Here is a 22,691-nt window from a genome sequence, read left to right on the forward strand (position 1 = left end):
TACGCAGACGCGAAGTGTGCCATAGCATTCGGTCAAATGGTTCGCGTCAAACTTTCCTTTGCAATTGTGCGGGCATTTTGGCCCGAATTTCCCCGCGTTTTCGTGAATTCCGCCCCGCTGAAATCGGTAAAAAAGACGATCTGGCGCATCTATGCCGACGAGCCGTTGCTGCCGCGCACGGAGATGACGCGGCGCGTCAATTCACCACAAAATGCGGCCATGAAAGACGGCAACCGAAGATCGCGGCCGGTGGGCCGTGGTAAATGGCGTTGACGACGGCCGCCGCCGCGCCCGCCCGGCACGCGCCGCGAGCCGAGCGAGGCGCCACCGCACGTTCCGCCGCGCTGCAACGCGCGGCCCGTCGTGCCCCTCAGAAGCGATGGCGCAGCCCGAGGTTGACGATCGTCTGCGAACTGGTGCCTGCGTAGCCGTACGAACCGATCGATGCCTGCGCGGCCATCGATCCGCCGTTGCCGTCGCCGGTCTGGCCGCTCGCGTGCTGGTAGGCGGCGGTCAGGTAGACGTCGGTGCGTTTCGACAGGTTGTAATCCGCGCCGACCGACACCTGGTGATAGGTGGCCGACGTATCGCCGCCCGAACGCGTATAGCTGTAGCCGAGGCCGACGAGCAGCGCATTGGTCGCCTGATAGTTCACGAAGCCCTGACCGGTGTTGTAGTGCTCGTTCGAGCCGAACACCGAGCTCGCATCGCGGCGGTATTGCGCGTTGCTGTAGCCGACGCCGAAGGTGAACGGGCCCGCGACGTACTGGCCCGCGATGCGTGTGATGCCGATCGAATGCGCGCTCGCGTAGCCGCTGTTGACCGGGCCGTCGAAGGTGCCGTCGGACGAGCTGGTCCAGCCGTTGCGCAGCCCGTTCGACGCCGCGCTGTTGGTCGCATGGAAGTAGCCGCCCGCGACGCTGAACGGCCCGTTGCCGTACGTGACGGCCGCCGAGTACGACTGTTGCGCGCCGGTGCTGCCGGCGATCCCGCCGAACGAGTACATCGCCGCGAACTGCAGGCCCGAATAGACGGCCGACGTGTATTTCACCGCGTTGTCGACGCGGAAGCTGTTGTCGTAGTTGTCCACGTCGCCCGGCGTCGCGAACACGCTGCCGAAATAGTTGTCGGCGGTGATGCCCTGCACGAGATCGATGAGCGGATCGTACTGGCGGCCGAACGTGAGCGTGCCGTATTGGTCGCTGGTCAGCCCGACGAACGCCTGGCGGCCGAACAGCCGGTTGCCCTGGCCGAGCCGGCCGTTGCTCGGATCGAAGCCGTTCTCGAGCTGGAACAACGCCTTGAGGCCGCCGCCGAGATCCTCGATGCCCTTCACGCCCCAGCGGCTGCCGGCGAGATTGCCCGCGCTGCTGTTGCCGAGCATCCACGCGTTGTCCTTGCCCTGCGCGTGATTCACGTAGGTGACCGACGTATCGATCACACCGTACAGCGTCACGCTCGATTGCGCGTGCGCGGCGGGAATCGCCGCGAACGACGCGAGCGACATCAGCGAAAGGGCCGTGCGTTTCATCTCATCTCCTTGCGTATTGGTTTTTTCACGAAAAGCGGAATGGCAGGAGACTACCGAGCGCATCGCGCATCGGCAAAAACGAAATACTCCGATGTGACCTAAAGCCGACATGTGCATTCTGCGGCAAGGTGCATTGAGAGATTCAGATTATTGATAAACGTGAGTCAATCTCGGTGAAATAGGCGCGCATATAAGGTTTGCGTTGCCGGATTTGCGATAATTCCACGCGAATTTCACACCGAAACGCGTTTGTCGCCGATTCGTCAATTAATTATTTAATGAATCGAATGCCGGAAAGCGTACGGGATGTGTTATTTGCACGCCGCATTCGCGCCGGCCGGTGCGCGCCGCATCGGCACCGATCGCCCGCAACAGCTCGCAACCCGCTCCGAGAACACCATCATGACCGTCCCGTCTCCAAAGTCGCGCCTGCAGCTGTTCGCAGCAGCCTTGGCACTCCTGTCTGCCCTCTGCGCGGTTGCACCCGCATACGCATACGCGGCGCGCCGGCTGCGCTCGAGCGCGGGCTGCACGCGTTCATCCGCGACACCTACGGCGCGTGGCGCGCCGACCGCAAAGGCTGGCAGCCGGCTGCCGGCGACTCGATCTATTCGGCACGCGGAACGTTGCGGGTCGCGACGGCCGACGGTCCACGCATGCTGCTCGCGATGTGCGGCGAGACCGACGCGGCCGTCGCCAACGGGATGCAGGGCATGGGCTCGGACGGCACGCCGGGCACGGTGCGCATCGAGCGGCTCGGCCCGCATCTGTTCGGTTTCGTGATCGGCGACGGCACCACGTTGCAGGGCTATACGCAGACGAGCCAGTCGATCCGGCTGCCGTACCGCAACGCGCTCGTCGAAGCCGCGCCGCGCATCGACGAAGCGCTCGACAACGGCGGCTCGCTCGATTGCGCCAACGCGAAGCCGCATTGCGAGCACCCCACGTTCGCGATCGCGCCCGACACGACGGCCACGGACGACGTCTATCCGTTGACGGTCATCGAGACGGGCCGGCGCGGCAGCCACGAGATCCACGCGCGCTACACGGTGAAGTTCGACGCGGCACGCGGCCGCTACGTCGTGCCGAAGCCGTTGCGCGAAGGCTATTGAGCGGCGCTGCGGGGCACGCGGCAAGCACCCCTCGGCACGCCGCGCGCCCGCGCGTCAGACGTACAGATACCGCACGAGATGGAAGAACACCGGCGCGGCGAAGCAGATCGAATCGACGCGATCGAGCATCCCGCCGTGACCGGCGATCATCGAGCCCCAGTCCTTCGTGCCGAGCGAGCGCTTCACGGCCGACAGCACGAGGCCGCCGACGAAGCCCGCGATCACGACCGCGAGCGAAATGCCGAACGCCGCGCCGAAGCTGAACGGCGTCACGCGATACAGCGACGCGCCGCACAGCGTCGCGAGCAAGCCGCCGCCGACGAAGCCCTCGACCGTCTTCGACGGCGACAGCTGCGGTGCGATCTTGCGGCGGCCGAACAGCTTGCCGACCACGTACTGCAGCACGTCGCTGATCTGCACGACGAACAGGAAGAAGAACAGCAGCAGCGCGTTCTGCCCCGCGTAGTGCGGAATGTCGAGGATCAGCACGGCGGGCGCATGGCTGAGCCCGTACACGCACACCATCAGCGCCCAGTTGATCTTCGCGTTGCGGCTCAGGAATTCGCGCGTGTCCTGCGTGAGCGCCGACACCAGCGACATCGCGAAGAAAAGGTGCACCGGCACGAAGATCGAATACATGCCGTACCAGTTGATCGCGAGCAGCAGGTACTGCACCGGAATCGCGACGAAGAACGCGATGAACAGCGTGGTGTGGTCGCTCGGCGTCGTCGGCGTGAGCGTGATGAATTCGCGCAGCGTCAGGTACGACAGCAGCGCGAACACGAAATACGTGACGTTGTTGCCGAGGCTGATCGCGACCACCATGATCGCGATCATCGCCCACCACGCGCGGATGCGCTGGTTCAGGTTGACGATGGTCGCGTTCGCGCCGCCGCTGCGCGCGCCGAGGATCGCGCCGATCACGGTCGCGATCACCAGCACGCCGGTGACGCCCGCGACCAGTTCCCAGAAGAGAGTTCGCATGAAGAAGTCCGGAATAGGAAGAGTAGGCGCCGCGTTCAGCCGGCCGGCCGCTGCGGCGGCGCGAGCGCGACGAGCGCGTCGCGCATGCGCGCGAGGAAGGTCGGCTTGTCCTCGCCGGCGCGCAGTGCATCGTTCGCGCCGAAATGCACCTTGCAGATCAGCGGCACGGGCCAGATCGTGCCCTTCGGCATGATCCGCTGCAGGTTCTCGAGGTAGACGGGCGCGAGCGCGACGTCCGGGAACTCGGTCGCGAGGTGGTACAGCCCGCTCTTGAACGGCTGCGGCAGCACGTCTGCACCGCGCGTGCCTTCCGGAAAGATGATGATCGAGTGGCCTTGCCGCAGCGCGTCGCGCACGGGGTCGAGCGGGTCGCCGCCCGACTCGCGGTGGCGATCGATCAGCACGACGTTCAGCAGCTTCTGCGCGACGTGCCGCTTCAGATTGCCGCTGTCCCAGTAGTCGCGCGCGGCGACGGGCCGGACGACCGCGCGCACGTCGCGCGGCAGCGCCGCGAGAATCGCGAGCGTGTCGATATGGCTCGTGTGGTTGGAGAAGTAGATCTTCTGCGTCGGCGCGGGGCGGCCCTGATGCCATACCGGATACGCGCCGGCCACGAGCCGCACGATTGACAGCAGGAAATCGCGTTGCCAGACGTTGACGATGTTCATCGGCGCCGCGCCTCCCGCATGCGTGAGCGTGCCGCCACCGATGCGCGGCGACCGCGTGGATCCCGAAATGCCGGCGCGGCAGGATGCGCACCGGACGGCCATGGTTCAATTTTTGTCAAATTCGTGGCTGCCTGTCGCAGGGCCGCGACGGCCGGACGCGTTGCCGCTTGTATCGGAGTGCGGCGAATGCGCCGATCGGCGGCGTAATAATCGGCTATTGCACGAGCGCCCGCTGCAATTCGAATGGATTGGTGTGCTGACGGGCTTGCGGATTATCGCGAGTTTCGGTCGAAAATGCCAGATTGCGCGCGCAACGAACGCGGCGCACGGCTTGACGCGTCGCAGCCGCTCGGCGACGATTACGCCCACCTGACGACCGCCGATCGCGGCGGTCGAGCCGCCGGGGGTAGGGCGGCGGCGAACGTGTCCGAGCGTGCCGAACCAGAAAAATCATGAGCCTCTACGCACTCAAACCAAAATTCCAGAACTGCCTGCGTCCGTTCGCGGATTCGCTCGCCGAGCGCGGTGTCACAGCCAACCAGGTCACGTTGTTCGCGGCGGGCGGCTCGATCGTCGTCGGTGCGCTCGCGGGGCTCGGCGGGTTCGCCCGCGCGCTGTTCCTGCTGATTCCGGTCTGGCTGTTCGCGCGGATGGCGCTCAACGCGATCGACGGCATGCTCGCGCGCGAACACGGGCAGAAAAGCACGCTCGGCGCGTACCTGAACGAGCTCGGCGACGTCGTGTCCGATCTCGCGCTCGTATTGCCGTTTCTCGCGATTCCCGCGTTCGCGCCGGCCGACGTCTGGTTGTTCGCGCTCGCCGCCGTCATCGTCGAATGCGCGGGGCTGATCGGCCCGCTCGCGGGCGCGACGCGCCGCTACGACGGCCCGTTCGGCAAGAGCGACCGCGCGCTCGCGCTCGGTGCGTTCGCGCTGTGGTTCGGCGTCGGCCTGCCGATCGGCGGCGTCGGCGCGTGGCTGTGGCGCGTGCTGATCGTGCTGTCGATCGTGACGGCCGTGCGGCGCGTGCGGGCCGGCGTCGCGGAAGCCGGCGGCTGATGGCTGATGGTCTACGGTTGACGGCACGCGCGTGAGACCGGCGCCGGGGGCGGCGCCGCATGATTCGAATAACGAAACGAGAGAGATCGCATGAGCGCACGCACGGCCCGCGAGGCCGACTTCATCACGCACGACGGCACCGCGCTGTTCTATCGTCACTGGCCCGCCACCGCGCCGCGCTGCCGCGGCGCGATCGTGCTGCTGCATCGCGGTCACGAGCATTCGGCGCGTGTCGCGCACCTCGTCGACGAGCTCGACCTGCCCGACTTCGCGTTCTTCGCATGTGACGCGCGCGGCCACGGCCGCTCGCCCGGCGCGCGCGGCTACAGTCCGGGCGCGGCCGCGTCGGTGCGCGATCTGCAGAGCTTCGTCGAGCACATTTGCGACACGCACGGCGTCGCGATCGAGGACATCGCCGTCGTCGGACAGAGCGTCGGCGCGGTGCTCGCAGCCGCGTGGGCGCACGACTATGCGCCGCCGATCCGCTGCCTCGTGCTCGCGTCGCCCGCGTTCCACATCAAGCTGTACGTACCGTTCGCGCGGCCGGGCCTGCGGCTGATGCACAAGCTGCGCGGCCTGTTCTACGTGAACAGCTACGTGAAGCCGAAATTCCTCACGCACGACCCGCAGCGGATCGCGAGCTATGCGGCCGATCCGCTGATCACGCGGCCGATCGCGGTCAACATGCTGCTCGATCTGCACGACACCGCGCAGCGGATCGTCGCCGATGCGGCCGCGATCACGGTGCCGACCCAGCTGCTGATCTCGGGCGCCGACTGGGTCGTGCATCGCGCTCCGCAGGATCGCTTCTTCGAGCGGCTCGGCGCCGCGCGCAAGGAGCGCATCGTGCTGCCGGGCTTCTATCACGACACGCTCGGCGAGCGCGACCGCGCGCAGGCGCTCGCGCCGCTGCGCGCGTTCGTGCTGCGCGAATTCGACACGCCGGGCCCGCGCGTGTCGCTCGCCGACGCCGACCGGCGCGGCGCATTCCATGACGAATACGTGGCGCTCCGCGCCGCGCCGGCGAGCCCGTTCGCGCGCGCGTACTGGGCGTTGGTGCGGGCCGGCCTGAAGGCGGGCGGCGCACTGTCGGACGGCATCGCGCTCGGGCTGCGGCTCGGCTTCGATTCGGGCTCGACGCTCGACTACGTGTACCGCAATCGCGCGCAGGGGCGCTTCGGCATCGGTGCGCGGATCGATCGCACCTATCTCGACTCGCCGGGCTGGGCCGGCATTCGCCAGCGCAAGCTGCACCTGCAGGAGCTGATCGGTGCGGCGATCGGCTGGCTGCGCAGCCGCGGCGAACCGGTGCGCATCGTCGACATCGCGGCCGGCCACGGGCGCTACGTGCTCGACGCGATCGCGTCGGCCGCCGAGCGCGACGGCGCGGCGCCCGACGACATCCTGCTGCGCGACTACAGCGCGCCGAACGTCGATGCCGGGCGCGTGCTGATCGCGCAGCGCGGCCTCGAGCCGATCGCGCGCTTCGAGCGCGGCGATGCGTTCGACGACGCGTCGCTCGCGACGCTCGAACCGCGTCCGACGCTCGCGATCGTGTCGGGACTGTACGAGCTGTTCGGCGACAACGCGCTCGTCGAGCGCTCGCTGCGCGGGCTCGCGCAGGCCGTGCCGCCCGGCGGGTATCTGGTCTATACGGGGCAGCCGTGGCATCCGCAGCTCGAATTCATCGCGCGCGTGTTGAACAATCACCGCGGCGAGGCGACGTGGGTGATGCGCCGCCGCTCGCAGGCCGAGATGGACGAGCTCGTCGCGCGCGCGGGCTTTCGCAAGCTCGACCAGCGCATCGACGCGATGGGCATCTTCACGGTCAGCCTGGCCCAGCGGGTCGACGCGCAATGAGCGCGCCCGGCGTTCGCGCGGGCCGTCCCGCGCAGGCGGCGGCCGGCGCAGGCGACGCGTCCTGGGCGTTGCGCATCGGCGCGCTCGCGGCGATGGGCGCGCTGTTCTTCTCCACCTACGGTCTCGCGAACTGGCTCGCCGCGCGCCGCGCCGCGGTGCCGACCTTCGCGTTCGGCTGGGAGCACGCGATCCCGTTCGTGCCGTGGACGATCGTGCCGTACTGGTCGATCGATCTGCTGTACGCGCTGTCGTTCCTGTTCTGGACCCGTCGCGACGATCTGCTCGACCACGTGAAGCGGCTGCTGACCGTGCAGCTCGTGTCGGTCGCGTGCTTCATCGCATGGCCGCTGCGCTTCGGCTTCGCGCGTCCCGACGCGAGCGGCATGGCCGGCGCGTTGTTCACGCTGCTGATGGGGTTCGACAAGCCGTACAACCAGGCGCCGTCGCTGCACATCGGGCTGCTCGTGGTGCTGTGGGCCGTCTACGCGCAGCAGCTGCGCGGCACGCTCGCGCGGGCGCTGCTGCATCTGTGGTTCGCGGCGATCGGCGTATCGGTGCTGACGACCTACCAGCACCACGTGATCGACGTGCCGACCGGCGCGGCCGTCGGCTGCATCGCACTGTTCCTGTTTCCGTTGCGCGATGCGGCGGGCCACTCGCGCAGTGGCGACGCTGCGCCGTGCGCGGCGAGCCGCGCGCTCGCGCGCCGCTATGCACTCGGCGCGGCGACGTTCGTGCTGGTCGTGCTCGGCTGTGTGCCGCGCGCGCCGGCCGCGGCGTTGCTCGCCGGGTGGGTCGCGCTGGCGCTCGCGTGCGTCGCTTGGGCTTACTGGCGCGGCGCGCCCGCCGCGTTCCAGAAGGACGACGCCGGCCGCATGCCGGTGTTCGCGCGCTGGCTGCTCGCGCCGACGATCGTCGGCGCGTTCGTCAATTCGCGGCTGTGGACGTTGCGGCACGCGGCGCCGGTGCGCGTCGCCGAGCGCGTGTGGATCGGCCGCACGCCGACGACGCGCGACGTGCGACGCCACGGCTTCACCGCGCTCGTCGACCTGACGGCCGAGATGCCGCGCTGGGCCGCGGCCGACGCGTCGCTCGCGTATGCGGCGGTGCCGCAGCTCGATCTGGTGGTGCCGAGCTGCGCGCAACTCGCGGCGGCGGTCGAGGCCATCGAGCGCCTGCATGCGCAAGGCCGCGACGTGCTGGTTCATTGCGCGCTCGGCTACGGGCGCAGCGTGCTGTGCGCGGCTGCATGGCTCGCGGCACGGCGCGGGCTGAGCGACGCGCGCGACGCACTCGCCGCGGTGCGCGAGGTGCGAGCGCGGGCGGTCTGGTCCGACGACGCGGTCGCCGTGCTGCAGGACTGGCTCGACCGCCGCGCGGCGGGGCGCGCATGAGCGGCGCTTCGTCGGCGCCGTTCCGGATCGCCGCCGCACGCGGCGTGCTCGACGCGGGCGCGTGGGCGATCGCGGCCGCGCTGGCGGCGGCCGGCGCGGGCGGATGGATCGCATCGGGCTGGCCGCCGGCGAGCATCGCGCGCGCGGTGCTGGCCGTCATCAGCGCCGGCTCGGCGATCGCCGCGCTGTGGTACGCGGTGCGCATCGAGATCGATCGCCGCTTGTTCGCCGCGCTCGCGCACGCGACGTCGGACGACGGCGACGACGAGCTCGGCCACGCGCTCACCGCGCTCGATCGCGCACTGGCCGACCTCGGCTGGATCGATCCACGCAGCGCCGCGCGCGGGCTCGACGCGCGCGTGCGCGGCGCGGTCCGGTTATGCCGGGCCGGCATGCTCGTCGCGATCGTGCAATGGGTCGTGGTGGCGGTCGCGATCGCGGCGCCGGTGGGCCATTGACGGCCATCTCGGTGCATTAGCGGCCCGTTAGCGACCCATTGGCGCCCGGCCGCGGCACACGATCGCGGTGTCGCCCGCGACGCAGCGCAGCAATGCCCGAACCGCGTGACCGAACCGCGGAATCGATTTGATATAAATCAGCTTTGCGCGAAGAAATCCCGACGTGCGGCGCACGCTTGCGGTAGCATACGCGCCGCCCACGCGGCAGCGCACATTTCGGGCGGCCCGCAAGGAGCCGCAATCCGTCTCCACGCACACCTGCCGCACCGACTCGATGCTGGCAGGCCGATCGCCAGCCCTCGTGCAAGTTTTGCCATTCAATCGCTGCACGCAGCATTTCCGACCGAATTGAGTTTTTTTCGCTTCGGCGTTGCTGAATCGTGCGGCTTTCGTCCTATTTTTAAGATAGTGTGACGAATGGGGTAGCGCCGGTGCCAGGCGCTCGCGTAGACGCGCGACCGGACAAAGAAGCCGCGTCGCCGTTCAGATAAATGAATTCAGGCCAGATAGATTATTGAGGGGAAGCAGTGGGGATGTGCACTTACGGGCATAGCTGCTTTGCGCGCGCCGGTCGCGGCGCGCTGGATCACCGGACGTTCGAAACGATGCGGGGCCGAGCATGAGGCCGGCCGCGTCGTTGTTCATGCTGTCCGCTGCGCTGTTCGGCGCATTGCATACCGCCGCGCTGTCCGCCGCGCCGATGCCGGTCGCGTCGGTGGCGTCGGCCGGGTCGGCCGTGCCTGCGGTTGCCGGCGCCGCGTCCGCGCCCGCCGATGTTGCGCGCGCGCCACAGGTTGCCGCCGCATCGGGCGCGGCCAGCGCGGCCGCCGCCGCGGCCGGCGGGCCGGCCATCACCGTGCGTCTGCCGTTCGCGTCGCTCGGCGCGTTCGACCCGCTGCATCTGCGCGGCGCCGACGATGCGCGCACGATCAACGCGGGCGTGCGGCTCGATCGCGTGGTGACCGGCGCGCGGCTGCGCCTGACCTACGCGTATTCGCCGTCGCTGGTGTTTCCGATGTCGCATCTGAAGGTGCTGGTGAACGGCGAGGTCGTCTCGACCGTGCCGTTTGACGCGCCGCGCGCGGGCCGCATGGTCACGCAGGACATCCCGATCGATCCGCGCTACTTCTCCGATTTCAACCAGATCGGCCTGCGCCTGATCGCGCATTACACGCTCGATCATTGCGAAGACCCGTCGAACTCGGCGCTGTGGGCCGACGTGAGCCCGACCAGCGAGCTGATCCTCGACGAAGCGCCGGTGCGCCTGCCGAACGATCTGGCGCTGCTGCCCGCGCCGTTCTTCGACCGGCGCGACAACGGCCGCCTGCGGCTGCCGTTCGTGCTGCCGGCGTCGCCCGACTCGGCGACGCTGCGCAGTGCCGGCGTGCTCGCGTCGTGGTTCGGCGCGCTGGCCGATTACCGGCAGGCGCGCTTCCCGGTCGCGACGACGCTGCCGGCCGACGACCAAGCGGTCGTGATCGGCACGGTCGCGACGCTGCCGGCCGGCCTCGCGCTGCCGGCGGTCAACGGCCCGCTGCTCGCCATCGCCGACAACCCGGCCGCTCCCGGGCGCAAGCTGCTGATCGTGACCGGCCGCACGGCGGCCGAGGTCGACGACGCGGTCGGGACGCTCGTGCTCGGCCGCGCGGCGCTGTCGGGCCCGGCCGCGACGGTCGCGCACGTCGATCTCGGCGCGCCGCGCAAGCCGTACGATGCGCCGCGCTGGTTGCCGGTCGACCGGCCGATCGCGTTCCGCGAGCTCGTGTCGGACCCGCGCCAGCTGGAAGTGCGCGGCACGTCGCCGGACGCGATCCGTCTGAACCTGCACGTGCCGGCCGATCTGCATTCGTGGAACGGCTCCGGCGTGCCGATCACGCTGCGCTATCGCTATACGGCGCCGAGCGTGCAGGACGACTCGACGCTGTCCGTCGAGATCAACGACCAGCTCGTGAAGTCGTACCGGCTCGCGCCGGCTCATTCGGAAGACGCGCGCGGCCGCATGCAGCTGCCGCTGCTGTCGGTGCCGGAAGGGCGCGTGACCAGCGACGTCGACATTCCGGCGTTCCGGGTCGGCAGCGGCAACCAGCTGCAGCTGCGCTTCACGCTCGATTCGCAGAAGACGGCGCTGTGCTCGAGCACAGCGCTCGAGCCGCAGCGCGCGGCGGTCGACCCCGATTCGACGATCGACTTCTCGCACTTCGTCCACTACGCGCAACTGCCGAATCTGGCGTACTTCGCGAACAGCGGGTTCCCGTTCACGCGCTTCGCCGACCTGTCGCAGACCGCCGTCGTGGTGCCCGACCGGCCGTCGCCGCAGGAGCTCGAAGCGTATCTGACGATGCTCGGCCACATGGGCCAGTGGACCGGCTTCCCGGCGCTGCGCGTGCAGCTCGCGCGGCCGGGCGAAGTCGCCGCGCTCGCGGGCCGCAAGGATCTGCTGGTGATCGACGGCTCGCCTGCGTCGCCGCTGCTGTCGCAGTGGCGCGCGGCCGCGCCGCTGTCGATCGACCCGCAGGCGGGCGCCGGCGCGACGCGCGTCGCGTTCGCGGTGAAGGAGCGCTGGCGCAACGGCGTCGGCCAGCCCGACGGCGGCGCGCACATCGAACAGACGGGCCCGCTGGCCGCGCTCGCCGGTTTCGAGTTGCCGGGCAGTCACGGCCGCAGCGTCGTCGCACTGACCGCGACCGACCAGCCGCGCCTGGGCGACCTGCTCGACGTGTTCGAGAAGCCGGGCCTCGTGTCGCAGCTGCAGGGCGACCTCGCGCTGGTGCGGCCGGGGCGGGTCGACAGCCTGCGCGTCGGCGATCGCTACGTGGTGGGCTTCGTGCCCTGGTATGCGCGCGTCTGGACGCACGCGGCGCGTCATCCGGTCGTGCTGGGCGTGGTCGGCGTCGTTGCCGGGCTGCTGCTCGCGCTCGGCGTGTTCAGCGTGCTGCAGAGAATCGCCGCGCGCCGACGGGGGATGTAACGGATGGTGTGGGCATACGCAACACGGCGGGCGGCGCGGCGCGCCGGCGCGGCGCTCGCGCTGGCCGCTGCCGCGGCAGCCGGCCCGCTGCACGCGGCGCAGGACGGCGCGGGCGCAGCGGCGGGGTCGGCCGGGGCGGCCGGCGCGCAATGCGGCGGCGCGGCGTGGCCGCGCTGGGACGCGTTCAAGCGCGATTTCGTGTCGGCCGACGGCCGGGTGATCGACGTCGGCTCCGACGATTCGCGCACGGTATCGGAGGGGCAGGCGTATGGACTGTTCTTCGCGCTCGTCGCGAACGACCGGCGCACGTTCGACACGATCCTCGCATGGACCGAGAACAATCTCGCGCAGGGCGACCTGAGCGCGCATCTGCCCGCGTGGCTGTGGGGCCGCGCGCCGGACGGCGCGTGGCGCGTGCTGGACGCGAACGCGGCGTCGGACGCCGACCTGTGGATCGCGTACACGCTCGTCGAAGCCGGCAGGCTGTGGCACGAGCGCAGCTACACCGCGCGCGGTGCGCTGCTCGCGAAGCGCGTGCTCGACACCGAGACGGCCAGCGTGCCGGGCCTCGGCCTCACGCTGCTGCCCGGCCCGACCGGCTTCAAGCTAGCGAACGGGCAATGGCGCGTGAACCCGAGCTATTCGCCGCCGCAGGTGATCCGCGGGCTCGCCGCCCGCCTGCCCGACGAGCGCCGCTGGGCCGCGCTGATGGCGAGCACCGGCCGCGTGCTGCTCGACACCGCACCGAAGGGCTTCGCGCCGGACTGGGCGCTGTATCGCGCGGGCGCCGGCTTCGGCCCCGATCCGCAGACCCACGCGGAAAGCGCGTACAACGCGATTCGCGTGTACCTGTGGGCCGGCATGCTGGATCGCAGCGATCCGCTCGCCGCGCCGCTGCTCGCGCGTTTCGCGCCGTTCGCCGACCACATCGCCGCGCATGGCGCGCCGCCGGAGCGGGTCGACACGACCACCGGCGTCGCCGCGCCGAACGACGGCAACGGCGGCTTCTCCGCGGCGGCCGTGCCGTTCCTCGCCGCGCGCGGCCAGCAGGCGCTCGCCGATGCGCAGGCCGCGCGGGTCGATGCGCTCGCGCGCCAGTCGCCGCCCGGCTATTACACGAGCGTGCTGACGCTGTTCGGCCTCGGCTGGCGCGACGGTCGCTACCGGTTCGGCGCCGACGGGACGCTCGACGCGCGCTGGGAGGGCCGTCCATGCGCGGCACGATGAAACGCGCGGCGCCGCGCGTCGCCCGGTTCGCGTGGCTCGCGTCGTCGATCGGTGCGGCCGTGCCGGCCGCCGCCGCTGTCACCGTGGCTCCGGCGCAGGACGTCGTGACGTCCCAGCCGGCCGCGACGCTGAGCGCGGCCGATCGCTCGGACGCGCAGCGCCTGCTGTCGACCGCGCGCATGTGGGGCGACAAACATCGCGACGATCTTGCGCGCGATGCGCTGCGCAAGGGGCTGCTGATCGCACCGGACGATCCGGGCCTGCTCGCCGAGCAGATGCGCGTGCTGCTGCGGCTCGGCGATTCGAAAGGCGCCCAGGCCGCGCTCGCGCGCCTGCAGGCGCGCGCACCGGCGGCGCCGGACACGCGCCGCGCGGCCGACGAATACCGCGTCGCGACGAGCGGCCGCGGCGAGATGGCGCAGATTCGCCTGCTCGCCCGCAGCGGCCGCACGGACGAAGCCGCGCGCCGCATCGTCGCGCTGTTTCCGAACGGCGCGCCGTCGGGCGCGCTCGGCGCCGAGTATTACGAGATCCTCGCGAATGCGCCGGGCGGCCGCGAAGCGGCGCTCGCCGCGTTGCGTCGGCGGATCGCGGCCGATCCGCAGGACGTCAACGCGTCGATGGCGCTCGCGCGGCTGCTGAACCAGCGCGCCGAGACGCGCGCGGAGGCGAACCGAATCGCATGGGCGCTCGCGAAGCGCCCGGACGCCGACCATACGGAAGCGATGAACATCTGGCGGCACGTGCTGCAGTCCGCGGGCGCCGATCTCGCGTATCTGGACGCGCTGCACGCTTATCTCGAACTGGTGCCGGACGACACGGAATTCCACGACCGCGCGGCCCAGCTCGACCAGCAGCGCGACGCGCAGCGCAAGCTCGAACGCGATCCCGACTACATCGCGCAGCAGCGCGGCCTGCAGGCGCTCGCCCGCGGCGATCTGGCCGGCGCCGATCCGCTGCTCGCGCGCGCCGCGCGCGCCCGGCCCGACGACGCCGATGCGCTCGGCGGCCTCGGGCTGCTGCGGCTGCGCGAAGGACGGCATGACGAAGCGCGTGCGCTGTTCGCGCGCGCTGCGGCGCTGGCCACAACCGATCAGCGCGGCAAGTGGCAGGGCCTCGCGCGCACCGCGCAGTTCTGGGGCCTGCTCGCCCAGGGCCGCGCAGCGGCCTCGGCCGGCCGGCCGCAGGACGCGGAGCGCTCGGCGCTCGCCGCGCTCGCGATGCAGCCCGACAGCCCCGACGCGAAGCTGCAGCTGGCCGATGCGCTGCTCGCGCAGCGCGACTGGACGCGTGCGGAGCCGCTGTTGCGCGAGTTGCTCGCCGTGCGTTCGCCGAGCGTGTCGGTCGTGCGCGACACCGCGCTGCTTTATCAGAACACCGGGCGCGCCGAGCGCATCGGGCCGTTGCTCGACGCGCTGCAAAGCCGCGTGACCGGCAGCGACGACCGTCGCGCGCTCGACGGGCTGCGTGCCGACCTGCTCGCGACCGAGGCGCGCGCGCTCGCCGACAAGGGCGAGCGCGGCCCGGCCGCGCAGCGCTACGAGGCCGCGGTGCGCGCGGCGCCCGATGAGCCGTGGACGCGTTTCGCGCTGGCGCGGTTGTATCGCGACATGGGCTTGCCGCAGCTCGGCCGCACGGTGATGGACGACGGCCTCGCGCAGGCCGATACGCCCGAAATGCGCTATGCGTGCGCGCTGTACCGCAACTCGATCGACGACGTCGCGGGCGCCCGGACGGCGCTCGCCGGCATCGCCGACGCGCAGCGCTCGGACGGCATGCGCGCGCTCGCACGCAAGCTCGACGCCGAAGCGGCGCTGGCCGACGCGCGCGTCGCGCTGGGCGGCGGCGACCGGACGGCCTTCGCCGCGTCGCTCGCGCACGCGCAGGCGAGCGCGCCCGACGATCCCGACATGCTGGCCGCGATCGGCGCGCAATGGATCGACGCGGGCGAGCCCGAGCGCGGGCTCGCGCCGCTGCGCGACTGGATCGCCGCGCATCCGAACGAGGCCGATCCCGACGTGCGGCTGCGCTACGGCGATCTGCTTGGCAGCGCGGCGCGCGACGACGCGCTCGCCGCATGGCTCGCCGCGCTGCGCGGCGAACGCGGGCTGACGCCGGCGCAGACGGCGCGTCTCGAAGACCAATCGTTGCGGCTCGTGCTGCGCCAGACCGACGACGCGATCGCGCAGCAGGACTATGCGCGCGCGCGCCGGCTGCTCGAGCGCGCGAGCCCGGCCGGCCGGGCCGACCCGCGCTACGCGCTCGAGCTCGCCGATCTCGAACGCGCGCAGGGCCATTACGATGCGGCGCGCGCCGCGCTCGCGCCGGTCGTCGCGCGCACGCCGGACGATGCCGACGTGCAACTCGCACTCGCGCGCATCGACGAGGACAGCGGCCAGCGCAAGGCTGCGCTCGCACGCGTGCAGGCAGTGCTCGCGCGCACGCCGGACGACGACGTCGACACGCGGCTGTCGGTGGTGCGGCGCCTGAACGCGCTGCGCCGCGCCGACGAAGCCGCGCAGGTGGTCGAGCCGTTGCAGGCCGCCTATCCGGCGCGCGCCGACGTGACGGTCGCGGCCGGCCGCGTGGCCGAGGCGCAGGGGCGCTACGACGATGCCGCGTCGCTGTACCGGCTGTCGCAGTCGCAGGAGCGTGCGACCGGCGTGAGCCCCGGCCGCGACGGCCGCACGCCGGCGCAAGCCGCGTTCGCGGAGCTCGAGCAGCGGCGCGATCCCGAGATCGAGGCCGGCTGGCTGCCCGCGTACAAGTCCGGGGACGAAGGCGTGTCCGCGTACCGTGCGCAGCAGGTGCCGATCTACATGCAGCTGCCGATCCGCTACGACGGTCATGCGTTCCTGCAGCTCGACACCGTGCATCTGGACGCCGGCGCGCTCGACACGAGCGTGCCGGACACGTACACGCTGAAGACCTTCGGCACCTACGCGGCGCTCAGGTCGCCGATCGGGCTGCCGGCGCCGTTCGCGCAGAATCCGGCGGCGGCCGCGCTGCTCGCGCAGCCGGGCGACCTGCATCAGTCGATGACGGGCGTCGCGCTCGGCGCCGGCTACCGCACCGACGCGTTGCGCGTCGACCTCGGCACGTCGCCGCTCGGCTTTCCGGTGCACTACGTCGTCGGCGGCGTGCGCTATCGGTTCGACGCGGGCCCGGCGAGCTTCAGCGTGAACGCGTCGCGCCGGCCCGAAACCAGCAGCGTGCTGTCCTATGCGGGGATGCGCGACCCGTGGACCGGCGCGGTCTGGGGCGGCGTGCGCCGCGACGGCGTGAACCTGCGCGGCTCGGTCGACGTCGGCCGCGTGAATCTGTTCGCGGAATTCGGCGCGGGCGTGCTGTCGGGCCGCAACGTCGAGCGCAACGCCGAAGCGACGCTGCGCACCGGCTTCACGGTGCCCGTCTACGAGCGCGCGACGATGCGCATCAGCACCGGCCTCGTCGGCAACGCCTGGCACTACGCGCAGAACCTGCGTTACTACACGTATGGGCAGGGCGGTTACTACAGCCCGCAGCGCTACCTGTCGCTCGGCGTGCCGATCGAATGGGCGGGGCGGCGCGACGCGCTGTCGTGGGACCTGACCGTCACGGCCGGGATCTCGAACAGCTACGAGAAGGATTCGCTGTTCTACCCGACGCTGACCGACCAGCGCGCCGCGCAGCAGCGGGCCGGCTTCGTCTATACCGGCAGTTCGACGCAAGGCGTGGCGTTCTCGTACGGCGTGAACGGCATCGTCGAATATCGCGTGAACCCGCACCTGAGCGCCGGCGCACAACTGCATATCGACCGCTCGCACGCGTATGCGCCGAGCTCGGCGCTGGTCTACGTGCGCTATGCGTTCGATGCGCGCGCGCCGCGCAGCTGGCTCGTCACGCCGACGCCGGTGCGGCTTTATTCGGATTACTAGGGGAAGCGCGTTGAATACCGAAACCGAAGCCACTCGTCCCGCGCGCGGCGCGGCCGGTCTGCTCGGCCCGCTGCGCGCGCTGTTGCGCACGGGGCCGGCCGGCGGTCGCGCCGGCCCGTTGGGCGGGCTCGCGATCGACGGGCTGCCCGACACCTGGACGCAACTCGAAGCGGGCGGCCTGTACGCCGTGTACGCGGCCGCCGACACGCCGGCGTGCGACGCGCTCGTATGGGAAAGCGCGCGGCAGTCGCGCACGCGCGACGTGACCGTCGTGCTGTCGCGCGACGCGGCGCGCGTCGCCGCGCAGATGCAGGCGCGCGGCTTTGCGGGCGGCGCCTTGCCGGCCGGCTGGCCGCGCAATCTGAACGTGCTCGCGATGCCGCCCGAAGCGCAGGCGGCCACCGACGGCGAACCTGCAGCCAGTGCGGCGCCCGGCCCGTTCGCGCGCCTCACCGGCGGCCTCGATGCGTTGAAGCGCTACGGCTTTCGTGCGCGTTCGGTGTACTTCGTCGAAGGCGCGCAGCGCTGGCTCAGCTGGGACGCGCCGGACGCGCTCGCCGAGGAGGCCTACGCGCTCGCCGACTGGTGCCGCATCCACCGCATCGCGCTGGTGCTGCTGCTCGATCCCGAGCTGGCGCGCGCGGGCAGCGCGCCGCGCACCGACGATCCGCCGCTCGTGCGCGACGCGAATCGCGCGACGCGCAGCGGCTTCCACGGCATCTGCTCGGGCGTCGCGCAGTTGCAGCGCACTCACGGCGAGCTGCTGTGGGTGGTCGACTTCTGGCGCGCGGGCGACACGCTCGCGGCCGGTGAGGTGCGGCCGCTGCGCTTCGCGCCCGACGGCCGTCTCGCGGCCATCGCCGATGGCGTGCCGACCGAAACCGCGCGCGCGATGAAGCTCGCGAGCGACGAGGATCGCGTCGTCGTCAGCCGCGCGGTGCTCGACGCAGGCGGGCGCGTGCCTGCGGGCTGGGAAGTCGTCGACGACAACGCGGCGGTGGTCGCCGCCTGTGCGCACGCGCAGGCCGCCACCGCGGTGCTGGCGTTCCGCGCGCACGCGCAGCTCGAAGGCGTGTGCGCAGCGGTGCACGCGTTGCGGCGGCAGTGCGGCGGCGCGCTGAAGATCGCCGTCGTCGAGCGCGACGTGGTGCTGCGCCAGCAGTTCGAGATGCTGGTGCTGAGCGTCGGCGCGAACTGTGTCGTCGCGCGCGACTTGCCGGTGTCGCGGATGCAGGCCGCCGTGCACGCGCTGCGCGGCCAGCTCTACGCGCGCCCGGTCGCGTCCGACTATCGGGCGGCGCTCGCCGCCGCGCTCGGCGATTCGGTGCTCGGCTACCTGCCGGTCGGCGCGTTCTGCGAGCGCATCCGCGCGGTGCTCGAGCGCGGCGCCGTGCTGGCGCTGCCGCATACGCTCGCGAAGCTCGCGCTGCTGCCCGGCGTGTCGCATGTCGATGCGCTGCGGCATTGCCGGCCGCGCCGCGCGGGCGACGTCGTGACCGCCGATGCCGCGCACCTGTACGTGTTCCTGTTCGCCTGCGAGCCGGCCGATGCGGAGGATGCGCTCGCCCGCATCGTCGACGTGCCGCTCGATACGGTGTCCGACCGCGTCGTGTGTCTCGGGCAGGGCAGCATCGATGCCGAGCTCGATGCGCTGAAGGCCGAGAACCGCCGTGCGCCGATCGCCGACTACAGCGACCTGTTCGCCGCCGAGCAGCCGGCCGGCGCCGCACAGCCGAAGGCCGAGCGCACCGCGGCATCGGCAGCGTCGGCCGCAGCGGCCGACACCGCCGAAGCCGGTGAAATCAGCCGCTCGATCGACGCGATCGATACGATCGTCTCGCTCGAAGCGCTGGCCGCCACGCCCGCGCCCGACGATGCAGCGGCGCGGCCCCCCGTCATTTCCGCCGCGCCCCGGCGCGGCGCCATCCGCAGCGCGATGCCGCTGCGCCAGCAGGAGGGCGCATGATCGCCGAACTCGTCATCGGATTCGTCGTCGGCATCGCGATCGCGATACCGGTGTGGATCGTCGCGCAGCACCTGGGCGTCGGTCGCCGCTTCCAGGCGCCGGGCGGGCTCGCTCGACGCGACGCGGTTGCATGCGAGCTCGTGCCGGTCGCGTTGCGCGGGCGCCTGCTGCCCGAATTCGAGCGTGCGGCCGGGGCAGAGCAATGAAGACGATCGCCATTACCTCGACCACCGGCGGCGCGGGCCGCACGACGCTCACCGGCGCGCTGGCCGTGCTGCTCGCGCGGCGCGGCCGGCCGGTCGTCGCGGTCGAGTTCGACGTGCAGAACCTGATGGGCGCGACGCTCGGGCTCGACACGCCCGCCGCGCGCGGCCTTGCGCACGGGCTGCTGGCGCGCGCCGACGCTGCCGCGCCGTGGCACGCGCAGACCTACCGCAATGCCGACGGCGTGCTGTTCGTGCCGTACGGGCAGATCGACGCCGCCGACGCGGCCGCGTGCGATGCGCGGCTCGCCGCCGATCCCGCGTGGCTGTCGCGCGCGCTCGACGAGATCGCGCTGCCCGCGCATGGCGTCGTGCTGGTCGACACCGCGCGCTATCCGTCGCCGCAGGCCGAGCAGGCGATCCGCCGCGCCGATCTCACGCTCGTCGTCGTGCCGCCCGAACCGGCCGCATGCGCGAGCGTCGCCGCACGCATCGACGCGTTGCGCGCGGGCGGCGGCGAGCTGCACATCGTCGTGAACCGGCTGAACCCGGCGCGCGACATGCAGCGCGATGCGATCGCGATGCTGCGCGCCGTGGTCGGGCAGTCAGCGGTGCTCGAACAACGCATCCACATCGATGCGGCCGTGCCCGAAGCGTTCGCGCGCGGCAGCTGGATCTTCGACGACGCGCCGCATTCGCAGGCGTCGCACGACCTGAACGGCGTCGCGAACTGGGTCGACGCGTGGCTCGCGACCGCCGCGACCGCCACGACCTCGGCGGCCGGCCGCGCCGGAGCGTCGCGATGAAGGCCGCGCTCGCCTCGCGCTGGCGCGCCGCGACGCGGCGCGCGGCCGACTGGTGCGCGCATGGCCTCGGCCTGCCGGCCCAGCGCACACTGCTCGACTGGCTCGTGCGGCTGTTCTTCCATGCGCCGCCGCCCGGCCGGCCCGACCCGGTGCGCCGCTGGGCGCGCGCCGCGTTCCTGCGGCTCGCGCGCGACTGGGGCGTGCTGCAGCCGCTGAGCCTGCGCGAATGGCTGTGGCGCGCCGTCGTGCGCGCGCCGCGCGCAGCCGACGAGGGGCCCGCGCGCGATCCGCTCGCATGGTTCGATGCGACCGTCGTGCCGGTCTACGTCGCGCTGCGTGCGGTCGCCGCGCGCATCGACGCGTTGTTCGAACGGCTGCCGTGGACGCGCTGGGGCGGCTGGCTCGACGCGCGCGCCAACGGCGTCGGCCGGCATCGCTGGATGGCGCCGCTGCTGCTGATCGCCGGGGCGCTGATGTGGGCGGCCGCCGGGATGTCGCCGCTGATGCCCGGCGCGCAGTTCGCCTTCTTCGCGATCGTCGCGGTGCTCGCGCTCGCGCTGCGCCGTCTGCCGGGACACCTGCCGACGCTCGCGCTGGCGTCGCTCGCGCTGCTCGCCACGCTGCGCTACGTGTGGTGGCGCACGACGCAGACACTCGATTTCCGCAGCCCCGTCGAGGCCGTCGCCGGCTACCTGCTGTACGGCGCCGAAGCCTATACGTGGATGATCCTGCTGCTCGGCTTCATCCAGACCGCGTGGCCGCTCGACCGGCCGATCGTGCCGCTGCCGGACGATCCCGACACCTGGCCGAGCGTCGACATCTACATCCCGACCTACAACGAGCCGCTGTCGGTCGTGAAGCCGACCGTGTTCGCGGCGCAGAGCATCGACTGGCCGACGGCGAAGCTGCGCGTGTACCTGCTCGACGACGGCCGGCGCCCCGAGTTCGCGGCGTTCGCGCGCGAGGCCGGCATCGGCTACCTCACGCGCGACGACAACCTGCATGCGAAGGCGGGCAACATCAACCGCGCGCTGCCGAGAACGCACGGCGAATACATCGCGATCTTCGATTGCGATCACGTACCGACGCGCTCGTTCCTGCAGACCACGATGGGCGTGTTCCTGCGCGACCCGAAATGCGCGCTGGTGCAGACGCCGCATCACTTCTTCTCGCCCGATCCGTTCGAGCGCAACCTCGGCACGTTCCGCGAGGTGCCGAACGAAGGCAATCTGTTCTACGGGCTCGTGCAGTCGGGCAACGACCTGTGGAACGCGACGTTCTTCTGCGGCTCGTGCGCGGTGCTCAAGCGCAGCGCGCTGGAGGAGGTCGGCGGCGTCGCGGTCGAGACCGTCACCGAGGACGCGCACACCGCGCTCAAGCTGCATCGGCGCGGCTACACGTCCGCGTACCTGCCGACCGTGCAGGCCGCGGGCCTCGCGACCGAGAGCCTGGCGGGCCACGTGAAGCAGCGCACGCGCTGGGCGCGCGGGATGGCGCAGATCTTCCGCATCGACAACCCGTTCGTCGGGCGCGGGCTCGGCCTGATCCAGCGCATCTGCTACGGCAACGCGATGCTGCACTTCTTCTACGGGATTCCGCGGCTGGTGTTCCTGACGATCCCGCTCGCGTACCTGTTCTTCCATCTGTACTTCATCAACGCGTCGTCGGTCGCGCTGGCGAGCTACGTGGTCCCGTACCTCGTGCTCGCGAACGTCGCGAACTCGCGGATGCAGGGGCGCTTCCGCCATTCGTTCTGGGCCGAAGTCTACGAGTCGGTGCTCGCGTGGTACATCGCGCTGCCGACCACCGTCGCGTTCTTCAGCCCGAAGCACGGCAAGTTCAACGTGACCGACAAGGGCGGCAAGATCGACGAAGGCTACGTCGACTGGTCGACCTCGAAGCCGTATCTCGTGCTGTTCGCGCTCAACGTGCTGGCGATCGCGGCCGGGCTGTGGCGGCTCGTGGCCGACCAGGGCGACGAGGCCACGACGATCCTCATCACCCTCGGCTGGACCGTATACAACCTCGCGATGCTCGGCGCCGCGCTGGCCGTCGCGCGCGAGACGAAGCAGGTGCGCGTCACGCACCGCATCGCGATGCGCGTGCCGGCCACGCTGCTGCTCGCCGACGGCACGACCGCCGCCTGCTTCACGAGCGACTACTCGACCGGCGGTCTCGGCCTCGAGGCGGTGCCCGGGCTGTCGCTCGCGGTGGGCGACATGCTGACCGTCTGCGTGACGCGCGGCGATCGCCCGTTCCCGTTCCCGGTGCGCGTGAGCCGCGTGACGCCGACGCACGTCGGCGTGAGCTTCGACGCGCTGACGCTCGAGCAGGAGCGTCAGCTCGTGCAGTGCACGTTCGGCCGCGCCGACGCATGGCTCGACTGGCATACGTCGACGCAGGCCGACACGCCGCTGCGCGGCCTGAAGGCCGTGCTGCGCATCGGCCTCGACGGCTATGTGCGGATGTACAAGGGTGCGGTGCGCAGCGTGCAGGCGCTGCTCGCGCCGAAACTCGACCGGGCGCGCGACTGACGCGG

The 22,691-nt window shown here is 71.3% G+C and carries 16 protein-coding genes and 1 pseudogene; 14 read left to right on the plus strand and 3 right to left on the minus strand.

The window, feature by feature from the left end:
* Positions 1 to 36: 36 nt before the first annotated feature.
* A complete protein-coding gene (locus tag MYA_RS30920) occupies positions 37 to 273 on the plus strand; it encodes a hypothetical protein (RefSeq protein WP_144410673.1) in 237 nt (78 codons plus the stop codon).
* Between the two features lie 97 nt (positions 274 to 370).
* Here MYA_RS30920 and MYA_RS05895 read toward each other — a convergent pair whose 3' ends face one another.
* Positions 371 to 1,531 carry a porin gene (locus MYA_RS05895; protein WP_014722832.1) on the minus strand — a complete coding sequence of 387 codons (1,161 nt, stop codon included), beginning with the start codon at positions 1,529 to 1,531 and terminating at the stop codon, positions 371 to 373.
* Between the two features lie 402 nt (positions 1,532 to 1,933).
* Here MYA_RS05895 and MYA_RS05900 point away from each other — a divergent pair.
* Positions 1,934 to 2,643: pseudogene (locus MYA_RS05900) on the plus strand (topoisomerase IV).
* A gap of 54 nt (positions 2,644 to 2,697) precedes the next feature.
* Here MYA_RS05900 and MYA_RS05905 read toward each other — a convergent pair.
* Entirely contained in the window at positions 2,698 to 3,627 is a 930-nt protein-coding gene (locus MYA_RS05905; protein WP_011884369.1) for a phosphatidate cytidylyltransferase, read from the minus strand.
* Positions 3,628 to 3,662: 35 nt separating this feature from the next.
* Positions 3,663 to 4,295, minus strand: coding sequence for a lysophospholipid acyltransferase family protein (locus tag MYA_RS05910; RefSeq protein ID WP_011884370.1), 633 nt, complete (start codon positions 4,293 to 4,295; stop codon positions 3,663 to 3,665).
* Here MYA_RS05910 and MYA_RS31695 point away from each other — a divergent pair.
* The 12 genes from MYA_RS31695 (at position 4,288) to bcsA (ending at position 22,686) form a co-directional block, all read left to right on the plus strand.
* Entirely contained in the window at positions 4,288 to 4,668 is a 381-nt protein-coding gene (locus MYA_RS31695; RefSeq protein WP_155416765.1) for a hypothetical protein, read from the plus strand. The two genes, MYA_RS05910 and MYA_RS31695, sit on opposite strands and share 8 nt — an antisense overlap.
* A gap of 79 nt (positions 4,669 to 4,747) precedes the next feature.
* Positions 4,748 to 5,353: a CDP-alcohol phosphatidyltransferase family protein gene (locus tag MYA_RS05915; RefSeq protein WP_011884371.1), complete on the plus strand. Its 606-nt coding sequence runs from the start codon at positions 4,748 to 4,750 to the stop codon at positions 5,351 to 5,353.
* Positions 5,354 to 5,443: 90 nt separating this feature from the next.
* Positions 5,444 to 7,213 carry a bifunctional alpha/beta hydrolase/class I SAM-dependent methyltransferase gene (locus MYA_RS05920; RefSeq protein WP_014722836.1) on the plus strand — a complete coding sequence of 590 codons (1,770 nt, stop codon included), beginning with the start codon at positions 5,444 to 5,446 and terminating at the stop codon, positions 7,211 to 7,213.
* Positions 7,210 to 8,607 (plus strand): phosphatase PAP2 family protein, encoded by a 1,398-nt coding sequence (locus MYA_RS05925; protein ID WP_014722837.1) that lies wholly within the window; start codon positions 7,210 to 7,212, stop codon positions 8,605 to 8,607. Before MYA_RS05920 ends, MYA_RS05925 begins: the two co-directional genes overlap by 4 nt.
* A complete protein-coding gene (locus tag MYA_RS05930) occupies positions 8,604 to 9,065 on the plus strand; it encodes a hypothetical protein (protein WP_014722838.1) in 462 nt (153 codons plus the stop codon). The genes MYA_RS05925 and MYA_RS05930 overlap by 4 nt, the downstream gene beginning before the upstream one ends.
* 619 nt (positions 9,066 to 9,684) lie before the next feature.
* On the plus strand, positions 9,685 to 12,033 hold the full coding sequence (gene bcsB / locus MYA_RS05935; RefSeq protein ID WP_014722840.1) for a cellulose biosynthesis cyclic di-GMP-binding regulatory protein BcsB: 2,349 nt from the start codon (positions 9,685 to 9,687) through the stop codon (positions 12,031 to 12,033).
* A gap of 3 nt (positions 12,034 to 12,036) precedes the next feature.
* The gene (gene bcsZ, locus MYA_RS05940) at positions 12,037 to 13,260 is read left to right on the plus strand and encodes a cellulose synthase complex periplasmic endoglucanase BcsZ (protein ID WP_014722841.1); all 1,224 of its coding nucleotides are present in this window, start codon (positions 12,037 to 12,039) and stop codon (positions 13,258 to 13,260) included.
* On the plus strand, positions 13,245 to 17,177 hold the full coding sequence (locus tag MYA_RS05945; protein WP_014722842.1) for a cellulose synthase subunit BcsC-related outer membrane protein: 3,933 nt from the start codon (positions 13,245 to 13,247) through the stop codon (positions 17,175 to 17,177). The genes bcsZ and MYA_RS05945 overlap by 16 nt, the downstream gene beginning before the upstream one ends.
* Before the next feature lie 10 nt (positions 17,178 to 17,187).
* On the plus strand, positions 17,188 to 19,143 hold the full coding sequence (gene bcsE, locus MYA_RS05950; protein WP_014722843.1) for a cellulose biosynthesis protein BcsE: 1,956 nt from the start codon (positions 17,188 to 17,190) through the stop codon (positions 19,141 to 19,143).
* Positions 19,140 to 19,349, plus strand: coding sequence for a hypothetical protein (locus MYA_RS05955; RefSeq protein WP_011884388.1), 210 nt, complete (start codon positions 19,140 to 19,142; stop codon positions 19,347 to 19,349). Before bcsE ends, MYA_RS05955 begins: the two co-directional genes overlap by 4 nt.
* Positions 19,346 to 20,152 (plus strand): cellulose biosynthesis protein BcsQ, encoded by an 807-nt coding sequence (gene bcsQ / locus MYA_RS05960; RefSeq protein WP_014722844.1) that lies wholly within the window; start codon positions 19,346 to 19,348, stop codon positions 20,150 to 20,152. The genes MYA_RS05955 and bcsQ overlap by 4 nt, the downstream gene beginning before the upstream one ends.
* The gene (bcsA, locus tag MYA_RS05965; protein ID WP_014722845.1) at positions 20,149 to 22,686 is read left to right on the plus strand and encodes a UDP-forming cellulose synthase catalytic subunit; all 2,538 of its coding nucleotides are present in this window, start codon (positions 20,149 to 20,151) and stop codon (positions 22,684 to 22,686) included. The genes bcsQ and bcsA overlap by 4 nt, the downstream gene beginning before the upstream one ends.
* The last annotated feature ends 5 nt before the right edge of the window (positions 22,687 to 22,691 follow it).

Source organism: Burkholderia sp. KJ006 (genome assembly GCF_000262695.1).
GTDB lineage: Bacteria > Pseudomonadota > Gammaproteobacteria > Burkholderiales > Burkholderiaceae > Burkholderia > Burkholderia vietnamiensis.

Bases quoted from the DNA above. Each gene is read 5' to 3' on its own strand.
- MYA_RS31695 (WP_155416765.1), top strand. From the start codon at position 4,288: ATGTTCATCGGCGCCGCGCCTCCCGCATGCGTGAGCGTGCCGCCACCG.
- MYA_RS05925 (WP_014722837.1), top strand. From the start codon at position 7,210: ATGAGCGCGCCCGGCGTTCGCGCGGGCCGTCCCGCGCAGGCGGCGGCC.
- bcsA (WP_014722845.1), top strand. From the start codon at position 20,149: ATGAAGGCCGCGCTCGCCTCGCGCTGGCGCGCCGCGACGCGGCGCGCG.
- MYA_RS05915 (WP_011884371.1), top strand. From the start codon at position 4,748: ATGAGCCTCTACGCACTCAAACCAAAATTCCAGAACTGCCTGCGTCCG.
- MYA_RS30920 (WP_144410673.1), top strand. From the start codon at position 37: ATGGTTCGCGTCAAACTTTCCTTTGCAATTGTGCGGGCATTTTGGCCC.
- bcsZ (WP_014722841.1), top strand. From the start codon at position 12,037: ATGGTGTGGGCATACGCAACACGGCGGGCGGCGCGGCGCGCCGGCGCG.
- bcsQ (WP_014722844.1), top strand. From the start codon at position 19,346: ATGAAGACGATCGCCATTACCTCGACCACCGGCGGCGCGGGCCGCACG.
- MYA_RS05905 (WP_011884369.1), bottom strand. From the start codon at position 3,627: ATGCGAACTCTCTTCTGGGAACTGGTCGCGGGCGTCACCGGCGTGCTG.
- MYA_RS05955 (WP_011884388.1), top strand. From the start codon at position 19,140: ATGATCGCCGAACTCGTCATCGGATTCGTCGTCGGCATCGCGATCGCG.
- MYA_RS05895 (WP_014722832.1), bottom strand. From the start codon at position 1,531: ATGAAACGCACGGCCCTTTCGCTGATGTCGCTCGCGTCGTTCGCGGCG.
- MYA_RS05920 (WP_014722836.1), top strand. From the start codon at position 5,444: ATGAGCGCACGCACGGCCCGCGAGGCCGACTTCATCACGCACGACGGC.
- bcsB (WP_014722840.1), top strand. From the start codon at position 9,685: ATGAGGCCGGCCGCGTCGTTGTTCATGCTGTCCGCTGCGCTGTTCGGC.
- MYA_RS05930 (WP_014722838.1), top strand. From the start codon at position 8,604: ATGAGCGGCGCTTCGTCGGCGCCGTTCCGGATCGCCGCCGCACGCGGC.
- MYA_RS05910 (WP_011884370.1), bottom strand. From the start codon at position 4,295: ATGAACATCGTCAACGTCTGGCAACGCGATTTCCTGCTGTCAATCGTG.
- MYA_RS05945 (WP_014722842.1), top strand. From the start codon at position 13,245: ATGCGCGGCACGATGAAACGCGCGGCGCCGCGCGTCGCCCGGTTCGCG.